General features: G+C 61.1%; 14 protein-coding genes and 4 pseudogenes. 7 read left to right on the top strand and 11 right to left on the bottom strand.

From position 1 onward, the window contains the following. Positions 1-172: 172 nt before the first annotated feature. Both AC1DEZ_RS22555 and AC1DEZ_RS22550 read right to left on the bottom strand, forming a co-directional pair. Positions 173-430, bottom strand: a complete 258-nt coding sequence (locus AC1DEZ_RS22555; RefSeq protein ID WP_476780740.1) for a hypothetical protein — start codon at positions 428-430, stop codon at positions 173-175. Between the two features lie 185 nt (positions 431-615). Continuing rightward, entirely contained in the window at positions 616-987 is a 372-nt protein-coding gene (locus AC1DEZ_RS22550) for a hypothetical protein (protein ID WP_476780751.1), read from the bottom strand. Here AC1DEZ_RS22550 and tnpC point away from each other — a divergent pair. Then, a pseudogene (tnpC, locus tag AC1DEZ_RS22545) lies at positions 883-1,699 on the top strand (IS66 family transposase); the annotation flags it as partial. The gene AC1DEZ_RS22550 and the pseudogene tnpC overlap by 105 nt on opposite strands. Here the strand turns inward: tnpC and AC1DEZ_RS22540 are convergent. Both AC1DEZ_RS22540 and AC1DEZ_RS22535 read right to left on the bottom strand, forming a co-directional pair. Beyond that, positions 1,686-3,029 carry a TAXI family TRAP transporter solute-binding subunit gene (locus AC1DEZ_RS22540; protein ID WP_476780739.1) on the bottom strand — a complete coding sequence of 448 codons (1,344 nt, stop codon included), beginning with the start codon at positions 3,027-3,029 and terminating at the stop codon, positions 1,686-1,688. The pseudogene tnpC and the gene AC1DEZ_RS22540 overlap by 14 nt on opposite strands. A gap of 117 nt (positions 3,030-3,146) precedes the next feature. Beyond that, a complete protein-coding gene (locus AC1DEZ_RS22535) occupies positions 3,147-3,911 on the bottom strand; it encodes a polyphosphate kinase 2 family protein (protein ID WP_476780738.1) in 765 nt (254 codons plus the stop codon). A gap of 359 nt (positions 3,912-4,270) precedes the next feature. Here AC1DEZ_RS22535 and AC1DEZ_RS22530 point away from each other — a divergent pair, with 359 nt between their 5' ends. Beyond that, positions 4,271-4,525, top strand: a complete 255-nt coding sequence (locus AC1DEZ_RS22530) for a hypothetical protein (protein ID WP_476780737.1) — start codon at positions 4,271-4,273, stop codon at positions 4,523-4,525. 36 nt (positions 4,526-4,561) lie between these two features. Here the strand turns inward: AC1DEZ_RS22530 and AC1DEZ_RS22525 are convergent. From AC1DEZ_RS22525 to AC1DEZ_RS22510, 4 genes and pseudogenes are all read right to left on the bottom strand, one after another. Beyond that, positions 4,562-4,894: pseudogene (locus AC1DEZ_RS22525) on the bottom strand (integrase core domain-containing protein); the annotation flags it as partial. Positions 4,895-4,965: 71 nt separating this feature from the next. Next, a pseudogene (locus AC1DEZ_RS22520) lies at positions 4,966-5,229 on the bottom strand (transposase); the annotation flags it as partial. An 81-nt stretch (positions 5,230-5,310) separates the two neighbouring features. After that, positions 5,311-5,943 (bottom strand): response regulator, encoded by a 633-nt coding sequence (locus AC1DEZ_RS22515; protein WP_476780750.1) that lies wholly within the window; start codon positions 5,941-5,943, stop codon positions 5,311-5,313. Positions 5,944-6,095: 152 nt separating this feature from the next. After that, the gene (locus AC1DEZ_RS22510) at positions 6,096-7,790 is read right to left on the bottom strand and encodes a histidine kinase (RefSeq protein WP_476780736.1); all 1,695 of its coding nucleotides are present in this window, start codon (positions 7,788-7,790) and stop codon (positions 6,096-6,098) included. A 424-nt stretch (positions 7,791-8,214) separates the two neighbouring features. On the opposite strand from AC1DEZ_RS22510, the pseudogene AC1DEZ_RS22505 reads away from it, so the two are divergent. From AC1DEZ_RS22505 to AC1DEZ_RS22490, 4 genes and pseudogenes are all read left to right on the top strand, one after another. Continuing rightward, a pseudogene (locus tag AC1DEZ_RS22505) lies at positions 8,215-9,137 on the top strand (formylglycine-generating enzyme family protein). A 157-nt stretch (positions 9,138-9,294) separates the two neighbouring features. Further along, positions 9,295-10,956 carry an arylsulfatase gene (locus AC1DEZ_RS22500; RefSeq protein ID WP_476780749.1) on the top strand — a complete coding sequence of 554 codons (1,662 nt, stop codon included), beginning with the start codon at positions 9,295-9,297 and terminating at the stop codon, positions 10,954-10,956. A gap of 660 nt (positions 10,957-11,616) precedes the next feature. Continuing rightward, positions 11,617-12,006 carry a hypothetical protein gene (locus AC1DEZ_RS22495; RefSeq protein ID WP_476780735.1) on the top strand — a complete coding sequence of 130 codons (390 nt, stop codon included), beginning with the start codon at positions 11,617-11,619 and terminating at the stop codon, positions 12,004-12,006. A 33-nt stretch (positions 12,007-12,039) separates the two neighbouring features. Then, complete coding sequence (locus tag AC1DEZ_RS22490; protein WP_476780734.1) at positions 12,040-13,077, top strand: HAD family hydrolase; 1,038 nt, start codon at positions 12,040-12,042, stop codon at positions 13,075-13,077. A 278-nt stretch (positions 13,078-13,355) separates the two neighbouring features. Here the strand turns inward: AC1DEZ_RS22490 and AC1DEZ_RS22485 are convergent, their stop codons facing one another. Next, entirely contained in the window at positions 13,356-13,844 is a 489-nt protein-coding gene (locus tag AC1DEZ_RS22485) for a MarC family protein (protein ID WP_476780733.1), read from the bottom strand. Positions 13,845-14,112: 268 nt separating this feature from the next. Then, positions 14,113-15,003, bottom strand: coding sequence for a hypothetical protein (locus tag AC1DEZ_RS22480; protein WP_476780732.1), 891 nt, complete (start codon positions 15,001-15,003; stop codon positions 14,113-14,115). Between the two features lie 342 nt (positions 15,004-15,345). Between AC1DEZ_RS22480 and AC1DEZ_RS22475 the strand changes: the two genes are divergently transcribed. Next, a complete protein-coding gene (locus AC1DEZ_RS22475; RefSeq protein ID WP_476780731.1) occupies positions 15,346-16,305 on the top strand; it encodes a hypothetical protein in 960 nt (319 codons plus the stop codon). A 270-nt stretch (positions 16,306-16,575) separates the two neighbouring features. Here the strand turns inward: AC1DEZ_RS22475 and AC1DEZ_RS22470 are convergent, their stop codons facing one another. Continuing rightward, positions 16,576-16,908, bottom strand: a complete 333-nt coding sequence (locus tag AC1DEZ_RS22470; protein ID WP_476780730.1) for a hypothetical protein — start codon at positions 16,906-16,908, stop codon at positions 16,576-16,578. Positions 16,909-17,000: the final 92 nt, after the last annotated feature.

The following is a 17,000-nucleotide window of genomic DNA, read 5'->3' as shown; positions in this document are numbered from 1 at the left end:
GTGGAGGTCATTCGAGGCGAACGACCCTTGATCTAAAATTTTTGACCGGATTAGCGGAACTAGACCTTGGAGAGGTCGTTCTGGATAAATCCACTGCGCGGGTTAGTGGAGATGGTTCCTCTGCCAAGATGGCCATCGAAGGGAGTCGGCCCCCCCCGCCGGCTCCCTTTTTCTATGGCGGATCGCGTGGCGCGGACAGCCGCCCGATGACAGCAAGGTAGCGGTCGCTGGAATGCGCGGCTGCAACGACGAGATTCGTACCGTCGTCGCAGACCACGCGGAGCCTGTAGAAGAGGGCGGCTGGATCGACGTCCGAGAGATCGCAGAAAAGGTACCCGGCGCGGGTATCGTCGGAGTTGCTGCCAAATTGGTAGTTGAGCGGGAGCGTCCGGCCGTCCCGCAGGATAAGCAGGCCTTTCCCGGTATACATCGCCGGCCCCCGCCAACTGCCTCGGCAGTACGCGCCCGTTTCGGGGTTGGGGCAAGCGACGTTTGGCATCCCAATTGCTCGGCATCTTCTGCGTCGTTCTGACACAACGCCGTTTAGGAACCGTGCACCTCAAGGTCCTGTTCTTCCCCTGCCGCGCGTAGCCGATGAACTCCTCATCGATGGCCCTAGCCTCTCTCGGATTGCGGTGGTGATTGGTTGAGCGTCTCGATCACCGGAGCCGCGTCGGTCCCCCCGAGCCGGCGCGGTTTCATTGTTTGAGGGCAAGCGAAATCGCGATGAATCCGAAAACGCGGCAATCGCTGCGCGGCCTTTTCGCCGACGCTCATGAGATTACTTCCCATGCCCTCATGGTCCTCGCGCCCGAAGCCCAGGCGAACAGCCAAGACGCCAGGCGAGCCGGAGACGCTGGTTTGCGAAACCAACTCCCACGGGCCGACGACGCCATCGTTAGCAAGTCGCTCGACGGCACGATCACGAGCTGGAACGCCAGCGCAGAACGCTTGTTCGGCTACACCGCAGACGAAGCGATCGGGCACCCCAATGATCACCTGCGCGGTTTCACCGGCGTCCTGCAGCCGACGCCTATGCCGGCTATAACCGGCTGCTCGCGCCCGATCGCCAGCCTGGGCCGGTCGTCGAAGCCCTGTGCTGGGCCCATGCTCGCGGGAAGATCTTCGAGCTTGCCGATATCGCCACGAGTCGCCGGCGCGGGCGTAACGCCGCGCCGATCTCGCCGATCGCCTTCGAAGCCGTCACTCGCATCGACAAGCTCTTCGACATCGAGCGCGAGATCAACGGCATCGCGGCCGAGCAGCGCCTCGCCGTCCGCCGGGACCGCAGCGCTCCACTTGTCGCCGATCTCGAAGCCTGATGCGCGAGCATCGCGCCACGCTCTCGCGGCATGCGCCCGTCGCCCAGGCCATTGACTAAATGCTTCGGTGCTGGGATGGCTTCACCCGCTTCCTCAGCGATGGCCGCATCTGCCTCACGAACAATGCTGCGGAACGAAGCCTGAGAGGGCTGGCTCTCGGCCGCAAAGCCTGGCTCTTCGCCGGATCAAACCGTGGTGGCGAGCGAGCCGCCGTTATCTACAGCCTCATCGGCACCGCCAAGCTCAACGATATCGACCCGCAGGCTTGGCTCGCCGACGTCCTCGCCCACATCGCCGACACGCCGCAGAGCCGCCTCAGCGAGTTGCTCCCCTGGAACTGGCGGCTCCAGCACGACGCCCATCTCAAAGCTGCCTGATCGTGGCCTTCGGCGGAGGGTCACGTCTTAAATGCAACATGGCCACAGCGTCGCGGGCGCTCTCGTATGCAAGATGCAGCGGCGCGAACTCCTCATAGCTGCAACGACGTCGATAGCCGAGGGTTGCCATGTCGATCGTAAGAGCACCGAGCTCCCGCGACAGGTCGATTGCGTCGGTGGGGTCGATCGAGGCCCAGGCGCGCTCGGTAATGCTCTTCAGGCGGTCCAAGATCTCGGGTATGCGATCAGGATCGCCTTTCTTGAGGTAGCCACTGGCGGCAGCCAGAATCGAGCTCGCGACACCGCCCACGAGCACGACGTTCCAGATCTGATCGCTAAAGAGGGTCGCCCAGCTCGTATCCGTATCCTCAAGATATGCGGCGGTGCCTGGGTGAATTGGAAAGCGTGCATCTTCCTTCTCGCTTTCCGGCGGCGCAATCAGGTTGGCTACTGCAACTTCGCGCGCCAACTCGCTGCGCCGCTCGAGTAGGCTGCGGGTAACCTCCGTGATCGCATTGTTGTAGACCCGCACGCGCAGTGGGCCGGTTGAGGCGCGATTGGCAGCAAGCACGGTCGGAACGCCGACTGTGTCGACGTCTTCGTCTGGAATAGATAAGCGAGGAAATGCGAATTTCTCGATCGCCTCGGAACTTGCGGCCGGAGTATTCTTCTTAAGAGATTCACCGAATTCGATACTGAGGATGGTGGGAGGGTTCTTTTTTCTGTCACCCGCCGCCGCAACAACTGCCCTGACCACTGGATCTGCTGGCACGCCGATAACGGCGAGGCAGTCAATTCGCCCGCGGGCGGTCAGCCCGGCGACATCTTCGGGCTTGATAATTGCCAATTGAACGTCCGCTGGCGTGAGGCCCAACATCTCGAGCAGCCTGACGAAGGAAGGCTCGTCAAGCGGCGTGCGGGAAACGAGACCAAGGCGCTTGCCTTTCACATCGGAAAGGCTCTCCAGCTTGTGTCGTGCCGGCGCGACAGCGATCACGACGTTGGTGCGCAGCAACGCCACCAGCGCCGCGCTTGTAGGCAACGGATCGTCGAGACGCGTGACCGCCAGATCGACTTCTCGTTTTTCAAGCAAGCGATTATTCGCATGGACGTCGGCCGTAGGCACCAAATCCAGGCGGACCCCAGCCTGGTTGATCTCGAGCAGACGATTGAATGCAATCAACAGCTTGGCATCGATTCCGTCCTTCGGTCCCGCAGCGACCCGCAGGTGCAGAGGCCGCGACCACATCAGAAATGCCACGATGGCCACCGTAAGCAGCGCGAGCGCCGCAGCGGCCAACAGGAAGAGACGCGAGATCGCAATGTTCATGGCATTTGCCCCGAGCTACGCCTCGCAGCGAATGGTATAAGCTAAGGGATCAAGGTCTGCCGCGATTGGCGCCCCCTTCACGCAGAAAAAAGCGGCTTCGCAAGCCTATCAGCCGATTCAATTCCGCGCGAAGTCGCGCTCCTCGTACCCATCCGGGTTCTGCCGCATCAGTAACTCAATTTTCTCCCGTGGCGGCGCTTCATACGGGACCGAGCTGAGGATGTGGGAGATGATGTTGAGACGTGCCTGGCGCCTGTCGTCGAAGCAGACGGCGTACGAGGGCGGCCAAGCCGTATCGCTGGCGCGAAACATCTCGTCACGGGCCCGCGAATAATCGTGCCAGCGAAGTATGATTTTAGATCCATGGGAGACTGTTTCCAGATCTTCCGCGGATCGCCGATGCGCTCCTGCATCCGGTGCGTTTGCTCTTTTTGGCCGACTTCCAGCCAGTTTCAGAAGGATGGTGCCGGAATCGACGTTCGCCCTTTCGACGCCCGATACGTCCTGCAAAAAGCTCTTGCCCTGCTCCTCGGAGCAGAAATCCATCACCCGCTCGACGCGGGCCCGGTTGTACCAACTGCTATCGAAGATCACAATTTCGCCCGCGGCAGGCAAATGCGGCAGATAGCGTTGCACATACATTTGCGATTTCTCGCGCTCCGTGGGCGGCGGTAGAGCCACCACCCGGAAGGTCCGGTGGCCTACGCGCTTGGTAGTTGCCTTGATCACGCCGCCCTTGCCATCCCCCCCTTCAAAGACGATGCAGACCTTTGCGCCCACATGCTTCGCCCACTCCTTGGGCTTGACGAGTTCGCCATGCAGATCGCGCAGTTTGCGCTCGTAATCTTCCTTCTTGAGCGGCTTCTGATCATTTTGTTTCATAAGTGCCCCCCAAGTCCGACACCGGAAGAAGGCGACGTCTCCGGGAAGCCCACCCGGCCGGTTGGCGATCATAGCGCGCTTTCTGGAGCCAGACGAGCATTCCCCACATTCCTATTCCGAGGGGTAAGAGCATGAAAAGCGGCTCAGTTGGCGAACGAATTCGTTCTGCGCAAATAAATTCCGGCGCGCGAGGTACGCCTTGAGCGCTTTATTTCCTGGCGGCGCATTGTACTTGCGTACAATAGCACGGCCGGACGATTGCGCGCCTTCTGATAAGTCCGGCCAGTATTTACGGCTACAGGCTCTGCCAACCAACGAACTGGAAAGAACCAGGCTGTCCTGTCCGAATGGAGGGGAAAATGAAGACGTTAATCGTGTTCGCCGCACTCATTGCAGGAAGCATCAGCGTAACCACTAAAGAAGCGCGCGCCGTCGTTTACTGCCAATACATCGGCTACCCAACTGGCTGCGTTGCTCGTGCAGGCGTTGTGTTGCGTCCGAGGCCAGTTGCCCGCGCGGCTGCGACACCGGGCGTTGGTGCGCCGGGCGTCGGCGTGCGCCCCGGCACGCCAATGAACCGTGGAGGCCCCGTCAATCGGGCAGGAAGACGCTAAGCCAGTTAGTATATCGCGTGACGTTGCCCCCAGTTTCTATCCAGCGCGGAGTTCGCTCGGGCGGTAGGTTGTGGCCTTTTGGCCGGGGTGGATGACGGGATCTGGTGCGAAGCCGTTGGTATAGCGCAGCGGCAAATCTCGTCGTGGGTGGAAGGTGGCGGCGAAGGCAGACGGTGTCTGCCAGCCAAGCCCCGAGTGAGGTCGGGATCCGTTATAGTCGGACCTCCATGCGCTCAGGGCGGCTCTGGCCTTGCCGAGCGTCGAGAACAGGGTTTCATTGAGAAGTTCATCGCGGAGGCGCCCATTGAAGCTCTCGATGAAGGCATTCTGCATCGGCTTGCCCGGCGCGACGTAGTGCCATGCGACCCGAGCCGATGGCGTTCGAGGTGAATCGCTGCCGTAGCACATTGGGAAGAGGCTCGACCGTTGGCTCAGTAGTTTCCCGAAGCCGCCTCCTTCAGGATCAGCTTGTCGTCGTCAGGTCCGCGACGGCGCGGCGGAGCCGGGCATTCTCGGCCAAGCTCCTTCATCCGCTTCACCTGATCTGACCTGAGGCCGCCGAACTCACGACACCAGCGGTAGTAACTCACCTCCACGCCGATCGAACGGATCGCGTCGGCAACAGATTGCCCCTGCGAGACCAGCACATCGACCTGGCGCAGCTTCGCGACGATTTCTTCGGGCTTGTGGCGCTTCCTCGGCATCTCGATCCTCCTGTCTGCCAAAAGACATACTTCAGGGTGGACCAATTCAGTGGGGGTGGATCAATCCGGATCACACTGCGGTCAGGCCTGCACCAGCTTGTTGCGAATCGCGTAGCGAATCAGGGCCGCGGTCGTATCGACATTAAGCTTGCGCATCGCTGATGCCCGATGGGTTTCGACCGTCTTGAGGCTGACGCTGAGCACTTCAGCGATTTTCTTGTTCGTTTGGCCCTCGGCGATGAGCTGCACGACAGATTTCTCGCGAGCGGTCAGGAGGGAGACAGATGATTTCCCTGATGACAAAAAGGTGGCCAGGAGAGCTTCGGAGACCTTGCCCGTGAAGAAAGGTTTGTGAGCGGCCAGGCTCTCAACCGCCGCGATCAGAAATTTCTTGGCGTCCGACTTCAGCAGGAAGCCTTTGGCCCCCGCTTCCAGCACCTCGCGCACAAGAGTGGCCGTGTCGTGCATGGTGAAGATCAGCACCTCCGCGCCGGGCACCCGGGTGCGGATCTGACGCGTGACCTCGATGCCATTGAGCACCGGCAAGCTGTAGTCGAGCACGACGACATCAGGGTGCGTGGTCAGCGCTTGGTCAATCGCAGCCTTACCGTCCTCAGCCTCCCCAACCACTTCCCAACCGGCCTGGCCTTCCAAGATGGCTCGCACGCCAGAGCGAACGACGTCGTGGTCATCTGCGATCAGGATCCGCATCAGCAGTAGATCCCCTCATTGCAGTGCACGGGAAAAGTCTCTTACGGGCCAGCGCGAGCGTGCGCCGGTCATACCGCCGACACAAGCGCCTTCGCTGTCGTAAAACCCTGAAACTTGATGCGTGAGACCCTGAAATGCACGGCGCTCGCAAAGCGTCACGCGGCCGATCGGTTTTGGGTTGAGGCGCGTGGAGACATCGGGACAAACGCGATCAGCGCCGTCCCATGAGCACCCGTTTTGATCTTCAGGTCGCCGCCGAACTGCTGCAACCGCGCTCGCATACCTGAAATGCCCACGCCCAGTCGAGGGCGCGCCCCAGATCCGTCTGCGACCTTCATGCCTCGTCCGTTGTCGCGCACCCGGATGACCAGCCTGCCGGACGCCAACTTGATCCCGACTATGACCTGCGTAGCCCCGGCATGCCGGTGCACGTTGGAGAGCGCCTCCTGCACCACACGCAAAATGGACCGCTGGATGTCAGGGGAGATCGTGCTCACCATGGGAGAGATTCTGACTGAAGCGCTCAGCCCGGTCCTCTCAGCAAACCCTTCAGTAAAGTCCTGTAGAGTGAGCTTGAGGCCATCGCTTGCCAGATTGGGAGGATGCAGCAGGTATGTGAAAACCCGAAGCTCCAGGAGGGCACGTTCGAGAAGATTCTCGACCTGAGCGAAGACCTTTCGAGCTGAGGAGCTTTGCGAGATCTCGGTCTCCAAGTGCATCAGGCCGATATTTGCGGCGACGATATGCTGCGCCGTTGAGTCATGGAGTTCACGCGCGATACGCTGGCGCTCGTCCTCCTGCACCGCGAGCAGTTGATCCGAGAGTTGCGTAACCCGACCCTCCGCGACACTGATGAGATCCGAGAGGAACTTCAGCGGCTGTTCGACCTTTCGGGTCGTGAAGAGTGCGGCGGCCCCGCCCGCAAGCAATAGAAGCGCCGCCGGCAGCGCCATCTGCCAGAGCACCGCGGTCAACGGAGCGTTGACGACGGCACGCGGCACCGCGACGGCCGTTGTCCAATTGGTTGCTCCGGACCGGCGATATGCGACAACGACCGGTACACCTCTTTCATCGACACCCTCGGTCAGTCCGACCGTTGTGGTTGTCGGATCGGCATTGGCCAGGCGCGGGATCAAATCCGCCAATGCGGGCAGTTCCGCTAGCGCATGTCCCCCTCGCTCCGCGACGATGATGTGAAGGTTGCGATCGTAAAGCGCTTTCGTCCACGACGGGCCACTCGTTTGATCGTGCAGGATCGCGTTCAGCCGCACATCGGAGAGGATGGTTGTAAGCCAGTGACTCATCTTACCGTCACGTCCGTCGATCCTGAGACTGAGCGCAACGACGACGGCTTGCTTAACCACTCCGAACCGACGACCGGAAACGGACCAACCCCGGTCGCGAATCCTAACAAGCGCCTCCGGGGAGGTCGGAAAGGCCGTGTGGGCCGGAAGCGACGGATCGCCATAGGGCAGCAATGTATTTATGAGTTGCCGTTCGAGATCGTTGAGGATCAGCCAGGACCCATCCGGAACCGGTGTCGCCTTGAGCTGCTCATAAAAGGCCTTGGTGTCGCCAGAGCGAAGCGCGGGCGATGTTGACAATCCCTTGAGCAAGTACTGAACGGCTGCGACCTCCTGATCGAAGGCGAGGGACAGCGCGGAGGCGGCACTGTTGGCCTTGTAGAGAATCGCCTGTCGCTCGCTGAGCGCACGCGAGAAAAGAATGGTGACGAGAATGGCGCAAGCCGCCACGACCACGATGGCGAAGGTTACGGCGACGCTCCGCCGGAGGTGCCGGGTCAAACCCTTGGGCGCCACCTCAAGCTCGTGCGCGACGAGGTCGTCCATCGCGGCCACCTTTGGTGAACGAGAGAGGAAGACAGTTCCAGAGCAGATTGGTTACAAAAACCCACGTTAAACCCTGAGGCATTGCGCTGTCGAGTTGCGCCATTCCGTGCGCTCACAGATGCCGACAAGGTGATCAGGAGTCGTAACCTGCAACGTGCGCAATGCGGCGGTTGGCGAGTTGCTTGATTGATTGGATGTCAGCTTTTCGGGGCAGAGCTCCTGCGCGTCGTCATGGGGCACCTACCGTTGCGTCAAAATCAGGGTCGCGCTCCCATTGTTTCCGGGCAAACCCTGATAGCCGTCACTCCCCAGCTAGCCGAACATCCAGGCCGGAATATCGGAGGCCGCCGTGATAGCGCAGGTCCAATTGCAGGCTACGCCAACTCTTGCTGAAAGCGTCAGGGAGTTTGGCTTCCCAGTTCCTATGATCTTTATTCCGGGGGGCACGTTCCACATGGGGTCTGACGCTCACTATCCCGAAGAGGCGCCGGTCCACCGCGTCACCGTCGATGCGTTCTGGATGGACCGCACACCGGTGACAAACCGCCAGTTCAAGGAGTTCGTCCGCGCGACAGGCCATGTCACCATGGCCGAGATCCCGCCCGATCCTAAAGACTACCCGGCTGCCCTGCCGCACATGCTCCATGCGGGCTCGCTCGTTTTCTCACCACCGGACCATCCCGCTGATCTGCGCTTCTGGGGCGAGTGGTGGGCGTACTTGAAGGGAGCCGACTGGCGGCATCCACACGGCCCGAAAAGCAGCGTCCACGGCCTCGACAACCATCCCGTCGTTCACGTCGCCTTTTCAGGTGCGCTCGCCTATGCGCGTTGGGTCGGCAAAGACCTGCCGACCGAAGCCGAATGGGAGTTCGCGGCCCGCGGCGGGCTCGACGGCGCGGAGTTTGCCTGGGGTGACCAGTTCACGCCCGGCGGCAGGCACATGGCGAACACCTGGCAGGGCGATTTCCCGCGGCAGAACCTTGCGCAGGACGGGTTCACGCGCACCTCGCCGGTCACCGCCTTCCCGCCCAACGGCTACGGCCTCCACGATATGATCGGCAATTCTGGGAGTGGACGAGCGATTTTTATGCGCCAAGACACGCCGCCGATGCGCCGAAAGCCTGCTGCATCCCGGAAAACCCGCGCGGCGGGCGCGAAGACCAGAGCTACGACCCGTGCCATCCGGAACTCAGGATCCCGCGCAGGGTCCTGAAAGGCGGCTCGCATCTGTGCGCACCCAACTACTGCCGGCGCTACCGCCCGGCGGCCCGCCATCCCCAACTCGTCGACACCTCGGCAAGCCATATCGGCTTCCGATGCGTCCGGCGAGAAGGTCCAGAGAGCTGAAAGAGGAGGATATGTCGTGCAACATGGAATTCTCGCTGAAACGAGCAACACCGGCTCCACGGATAGTCGCCTCAGGCTGAAGTGCCTGCTTGCCAGCGCGCGCGACGCGTCGCGAACGGCTCTGCTGGGCGCCACCGGGCTCATCTGTGCTGCAGCGTTGACGCCGGCTGTCGCCCAGGCCCCTGCGCCGGCGCAGTCAAAGCCGAACATCCTGTTCATCATGGGCGATGACATCGGCATCATGCAGCCGAGCATCTACCACCGCGGCCTGATGGTCGGGGAAACCCCCAATATCGATCGGATCGGCCAGGAAGGCGCGCTCTTCACGCACTACTACGCCGAGCAAAGTTGCACGGCCGGCCGCAATGCCTTCTTCACCGGCATGCATCCGCTCCGCACCGGCATGATCCCGCCCCAACTGCCGGGCAGCCCCTCCTACCTGCGGCCGGGCACGCCGGCACTGGCCAAGTTCCTGCTCGACCTCGGCTACAATACCGGCGAGTTCGGCAAGAACCATCTCGGCGACCACACTGACGCGCTGCCGACCGCGCACGGTTTCCAGGAATTCTGGGGCTATCTGTATCACCTCGATGCGATGCAGGGCGTGAGCTTCCCCGACATCAACAAGAGCCCGACCCAGCAGAGTGTGGCTCCGCCATGCGTCAACACGACGATCCCGGGTCTTCCTCCGGTTCCCGGTGCGGTGGATCCGCGAACCTCGGTTTGCCTGACGCCGCCACGTCCCGTGATGTTCTGCACATCCTCCAACGGCACGGCGGCCAATCAGACCTGCCGCGACGAAGGTCCGCTGACCTTGGAACGCTCGAAGACCGTGGACGAGGAAATCTCCGCCAAGGTGGTCGACTTCCTGGAGCGCAACGACCCGAGACGAACCAACAAGCCGTTCTTCGCCTGGTACAACCCGGCGCGCATGCACATCACCACCGTGCTGTCGCCGAAATACGAGGCGATGATCGGCGAGCCCGGAGGCAAGGACTGGGGCCTCAACGAGGCCGGCATGAAGCAACTGGATGACAATATCGGCGTCGTGCTGAAGAAGCTCGAGGATATGGGCCAGCTCAATAATACGATCGTGGTCTTCACCACCGACAACGGCGCCGAGACGATCACCTTCCCCGATGGCGGCACCACCCCCTTCAAAGGTGGCAAGTTGAGCACCTGGGAAGGCGGCATGCGCGCGCCGCTCCTCGTCCGCTGGCCTGCCGGCGGTATCCGGGCGGGCACGATCAAGAACGACATCTTCGCGTCGCTCGACTGGCTGCCGACGCTCGTCAACCTCGCGGGCGGAGACAAGGGCGACGCGCTGAACCAGCGCATCATGGCCGGCAACTATCCGGGCATCGTCAAGACCAAGCTCGATGGCTTCGACCAGACCGAATATCTTCTCGGGCGGTCGGACAAATCGGCGCGCGACACGTTCTTCTACTATTCCGGCAAGGACCCGTCGGCGGTGCGCTACAAGAACTGGAAGATCTACTTCGCGATGGTGTCCGACTCGCCGGCAGGCTTCATCTCGGGCGTGCAGCCCTTCCACTGGGCCCAGGTCGTCAATATCAAGCGTGATCCCTTCGAGACCTCGATCGGTTCGCAATACAAGACGCTCATGGGCATGGGCGGCACGATCGGCTCACCTTCCACCGCCTATGTCTACGATTGGAACATGTTGCCGATCGGCCAGGCGCTGTGGATGAAGGAACTCCTTTCCTACAGGGACTTCCCGCCCATGCAGGACCCGGCGAGCTACAACCTCGATCAGGTCATGGATCAGATCAAGAACGCAAAGGGCCGGTCCGATTGACCGCTCACAATGCGACAACGCGGCCGTCCCGAATGGGGCGGCCGCTTCCCCCGACCTTCGTGCGCATGACTGACTGCCATCAGCACACTCCACGCAGTTTGGAAAATTACGGGAAGGGCGGATGCTTGGGGGCATCGCGGCCGAGCGCCGATGGGACGGAAATCCGGTCGGAACCCCCCTCGCTGGCACCCAGGCGGTCGATGATGGCTCTGCAATCATACCCAGCAGACCTGGTTTCAAAAGGGAGGCGCGACAATGACCGTCATTCGATTGATATGCTTGGCGCTCCTCGCTGGCATCGCTCTGTCAGCCTGCCAGACACCGCAGTCCAGACAGGCCGAGCTCGCCCGGATCTGTGCTGATCCCGTCAATCGGCAGCCCAAAAGCTCTTACTGGGGAGAGTGCCAGTCGCTCTATCCTTCGACGAGCCGGCAGCGGCAAAAGGACTACCTACTCGGGGCCCCTACGGGTGATTGAGTTCGATGCCGAGCCGGACCGCAGCAGCAGACCGAGACGGCCCCGCGCAGGACGATCGCCGAGCTATGCAAGTGAATGCCTGCTCGCGCTGCGCCCGAGCCTGGCAGGAAAGAAGACCGGGAGGCTGCAATGCAAACGTTCAGGTCGAGTTGGCGCGCACAGACCTAATCATGGGAGGACGTCGTGACGAAATATGCCGTAGCCGGATTTGCGATCTCGTTCGGGCTGGCCCTGACAGGCTGCCAGTCCACACAACAGGTGGTGCAGCAGAAGGAAGACCTGCTATCGGCGGCCGGCTTCACGCCACAGCCCGCGAACACGCCGCAGCGCATCGCGGCGATGAAAAAGCTCTCGCCCAACAAGTTCGTCCAGCAAACCAAGAACTCGCAGATCGTCTACGTCTACGCTGATCCGATCGTCTGCCAATGCGTCTATTTCGGCAACCAAGCAGCCTACGCCCAGTATCGTAGCATGGTGTTCCAGCAGAGACTGGCCGACGAGCGGCAGATGACCGCCGCGATGACGCAGAACAGCTTCGACTTCGGCCCCTGGGACGCGCCTTTCATGTATTGAGGCGGATTTCTCACACGTTGACGGGAGACGAACATGAAGCTCACCAACTCCCGGGTCCATCTCAGCCGCCGCGTGCTGCTTGGCACGCTGGCTGCTCTGCCAACTCTTATCCCGCCCCTATGCCTTCTATCATCGTCGGCGTACGCACAGGCTGAGCAGCTTCCGTCCTGGAACGACGGTCCGACCAAGGCAGCGATCATCGATTTCGTCACGCGCGTCGCGACCCAAGGTGGGCCAGACTTCGTCGCGCCCACCGAACGCATCGCGGTGTTCGACAACGATGGAACCCTGTGGGTCGAGCAGCCGATGTATGTTCAGCTTGCGTTCGTGCTTGAACGCGTCAAGGCGCTCGCCCCGCAGAACCCTGGCTGGAAGACCAAACAGCCTTTCAAGGCGGCCCTCGATGGCGACTTGAGGGCGCTGGCGGCATCGGGTGAACTGGGCTTGATGCAGCTTGTTGGCACCACGCACGCCGGCATGACCTCGGAAGAGTTTGCGAAAATCACCTCGGATTGGCTTGCCACGGCGCGCCATCCGCGTTTCAAGCGCCCCTATACCGAGTTGGTCTACCAGCCAATGCTGGAGTTGCTCGCCTATCTCAGGGCCAATGGCTTCAAGACCTACATCGCCTCTGGCGGCGGTGTGGAATTCATGCGTCCCTGGACCGACGGGGTCTATGGAATCCCACCCGAGCAGGTCATCGGCTCCTCGATCAAGACGCAGTTCGAGATGCGCGATGGCAGGCCCGTCATTTTCCGTCTGCCGCAGATCAATTTCATCGACGATAAGGTGGGCAAGCCCATCGGCATCAATCAGCAGATTGGCCGCCGGCCGATTGCGGCGTTCGGGAATTCAGATGGTGATCTCGAAATGCTGCAATGGACGACCATGTCCGGCGGGGTGCGCTTCGGCCTGATCGTTCACCACACCGACGCGGAACGCGAATACGCCTACGACCGCGATTCCCACTTTGGAAAACTCGACAAGGCGCTCGACGCCGCGGCTGTGAACAAATGGGCCGTGGTCGACATGAAGAAGGATTGGAAAAAGGTCTTTGCCTTCCAGGAATGAAGATGGCGTTTCGCACACTTCGCCCGTTCTTAAGCCGTCCTCGGCTTAGCCGGACCGGAGTTGGGATAATGCGACACCTTCCGCAATCGTCGGACGCGTCATCGGCGTGCTCGCGATCGACCTCTCATCGTCGAAGCAAAAGCGGGCGCCCCTTAAGAGAGGTCGAAACCCACAGATATAGATGAGGCGGAAGATCCACCGGAAGGTGACGGACCATGGAAACGATTTGTCGTTCGCCATACCGGCAGTTGAGCAGTGATCGCCGATGGAGGCGACGCTCAGTGCAGATTGGTCATGCCTTGCATTTGCAGGGCTTCGACCACGCCGTCAAAAATCAACCCGCCCCCGATCGCGGAAACGAAGAACCCGACAATGCGCGTGATAGCATCGATCCCCATCGGGCCGATTCTTTGCGTGAGCTTTTCGGCATAGAGCAAGCAGTGATAAGTGGTGAACATCGTCGCGACGATTGCCGCTGATATAGCGAGGAACGAGACAATCTCCTTGGATGAATCTTTAATTGTCGCGGTCATCCCGATGATCGTGGCGATGCCGCCGGGACCGAACATGAGCGGCATTGCCAGCGGCACGAAAGCAATGTTCGCTTCGTCGGTGTCGGTGCCCGAAAAGCCCAGATCGTCGTCCGATTTTCTAGGCATGAACAACTCGAAGCCGATCTTCATCAGGATGATGCCGCCGACGATCCCACAGTGGGACACCGAAAATCCGAAGCAGAAGCGTTCCGAAAATGAAGAAGAATAGAGCATAGACCGAGGCTTTCAACGCGACCTTGCTGTGCGTGACGCTATCCTTGCCGGATAACAGCTTGAGGACGACCGGCAGGACCCTCAAACGGGTTGATGATGGCCAGCAAGGTCGTGAAGGTGCCCACGAAAAGCGAAAGCTCGCTTCTCATCCGCATTTCCCCTACGCGCAGACTGTATTTGTCACGAGGCGTCTCCGGTCGGCGCCATTGCCGCGCGCAGCAAGTTCGACAGCATCCGCCCGCCTTCGAAACCGCAATCTGGCCCTGCTTCAGAATCGCAGGCTGAGCCCGACAACCGGGCCATGCATCAACATATCGAAAGCGTAACGCCGACGTCCCTCTCCCTGCGCATAGTCGGCATAGAGCGCCCGGTAACCAAAGACGCCCGAATAGGTGACCCCGTTCTTCTCGGCGAAATCGAAGCTGTAGCCTGCAATGCCCTGCCACGAGAATTTGCTGCCGCCACCACCAAGGTCGCCGCGCAGGAAGATTTCATGGCCGGGCGCGACGGCGACCCGCATGCGCGCGCCGGCAAAGCCGTCGACCCAGTCCACCGCGCCGGAACGGGCGATCGCGACGTTACGCCCGAAGCTGAGATCGCCGACATCGACGGTCGCGCCCGCATCGAAGGAAAGCTCGGCGCGTTGATACCAGTAGCGCGCGCCCGCCAGCACGTCGAAGCTGACCGATCCGTAGCGCGCCAGCTCGTAGGCCGCCCCCGCTTCGAGGATCGCCATCGAGACCTTGGCATCGCCGGACGCGCCGATCGCCCCCGTGATATCCGGCGTCACGCCGCGTGTCCGGACGCCGCCGCGATCCACGCCGACCTTGAGCGCGGCGAAATTGCCGAGGAGGGAAAGCCGGCCGTTGCGGGCCTCCATATCGGCCATCAGGGCAAATAACGTTCCGCCATCTCCGAGCGTGGCATCGACGATATCGATGAAGCTCGCATCGACCTTCGCAGTTCGCCCCTTCACGGTCTGATCTCCGTTGAGCGAAATCAGCCAGCCATAGGGCGTGAACCGGTAGGTCCATGCCGAGGTCATCACGGGTGGCACGGGTGCAGCCGGGGGCGGCAGGTCGGCGGCCTGCGCCACGGCGCTGCCGAGCCCGAGGATGATCGACATGAAGCCGCAGGCCTTCGCGTGGCTTAGTGTCATCGCAATCCCCTTTTTTGCGATTCATGCTGCGAATTCCACGCCCAGCTTTCGCCGAACACTGCGTCCGCTCAATGCGAAACTTGCTTCCCTCCACAAAGCAGCCATGGCTGTGACATTTTTACTTATCCGGACTACCCGAACTCGGCCCCCCTCGCCTGGCCGACATGGAAATGAATTTCCTGCTGTTCATGACCCGCAGCAAAAACGATCCGTCGAATTCGTGTCCCAGTTTGTGCAAAAGCCTCCGAACATCGCGTCCGGTTTTTTCTCCGGACGGGATCGCAGCCTAACGCCCGATTATTGTCCTCAGGTATAGCGGAAACTCGCTGAAACCCTCGCCGCATGTATCCTGAAAGCAACACAAACTTAGATTTGCGCGACTGGGCGGTGCTTAATCTGGCGTGCCAAAGAGAACTCTGTTCTTCTGCATTCTGGCAGTCTGGACTTCAGACGGAACGCATCATGACTGGACGACGCAAACGCTGCGGACGGTTGGGACTGAAACTCGCGCTCGCCGTCTCAATAGGCTTGCCAAGCTCCTTGGCCATTGCACAGGAGGAACGCGAGAAAAGCAGCGACGATCTGGCCAAGGCGGCGCAGAACCCCGTTGCCGACATGATTAGCCTGCCTTTCCAGAACAACTTCAATTTCAACGTCGGTCCACACAAACAGCTCCAGAATGTCCTCAACATCCAGCCCGTGATCCCGATCACGCTCAACGAAGACTGGAATCTGATCACGCGCTGGATCACGCCGGTGATCGCGCAACCGGCCCTGACGGCGAATGGCGACCGCGAGTTCGGCCTGGGCGACATCAACCCCAGCTTCTTCTTCTCGCCGAAGCAACCGACGCACGGCATCATCTGGGGGGTCGGCCCGACCTTTGTATTCCCGACAGGCACCGACAAGAGCCTGACCAGCGGCAAGTATTCGGCGGGGCCAGCCTTCGTCGCCTTGGCCATCGAAGGGCCGTGGGTCGTCGGAATATTGGCCAATAATGTCTGGTCTTTCGCAGGCAAGAGCAATCGTAGTGCCGTCAACCTTATGACCCTGCAGCCCTTCGTGAACTATAATTTCCACGGCGGCTGGTATCTGACCTCGTCTCCCATCATCACTGCCGACTGGGAGGCCGGCCATGGCGACCGTTGGACGGTGCCGATTGGAGGAGGCTTTGGGCGCGTCTTCCACGTCGGCCATCAGCCGGTCAACGCCCAGTTTGCGGCGTACTACAATGTCGCCAAGCCCAGCGGAGCCGCCAACTGGCAGCTCCGAGCCCAGCTCCAGTTCCTGTTTCCGAAATAAAACCGTGAAAGCGCGATCGCCTCTCGCGGATACGTTCGAGAACCCTCCAGTCGCGAAGCGTGGGGAAGATTGGCAAATGCGCCTTGTTGTGGGGAAGGATGTAAACCGCGCGGATCGGTCTGGGCCGTGAGGCGACCGCTTCTGAGGCCTGCGTCACCGATAGGGCCGTGAGAAGCGCCAAGAGGGCGAACGGTGATCTTCTAGTCATGTCCGCCCTCGTTGTGTTGGCGGTGCCGACATGCCGCCGAGGTGGGTCCACTCGGGCCCGTCTCAGGGCACTATGGAAAAGAACAGAAATGCCCCGAAGATGACTAGGTGAACGGCGCCCTGGAGCACCGTCGTTCGACCGGTACCAAGGGTGATGACACTCATAATGAGCGTCAGCGCCAACAAGAGGCGGCTCTTGTCATCCAACCCGAGTTCCAGGGGCTGACCAAGCACAATCGAGACGACCGCAACCGCGGGGATCGTCAGCCCGATCGCCGCCAATGCGGACCCGAGCGCGAGGTTCAGGCTAGTCTGTAATCGGTTGGCCTTGGCCACATTTAGCGCTGCCAGGACTTCAGGCAGCAGAACGGCGGCTGCAATGACGATGCCGATCACCGCCTTGGGCAAACCGAGCCAGGCAATGCCTACCTAGAGAGTCGGCGTCAAAGACTCGGCGAGCGCGACGATCGGCACGAGCGCAACGAGCA

Source organism: Allobosea sp. 10L422 (genome assembly GCF_056395345.1).
This window is presented reverse-complemented; position numbering and strand designations above follow the sequence as displayed.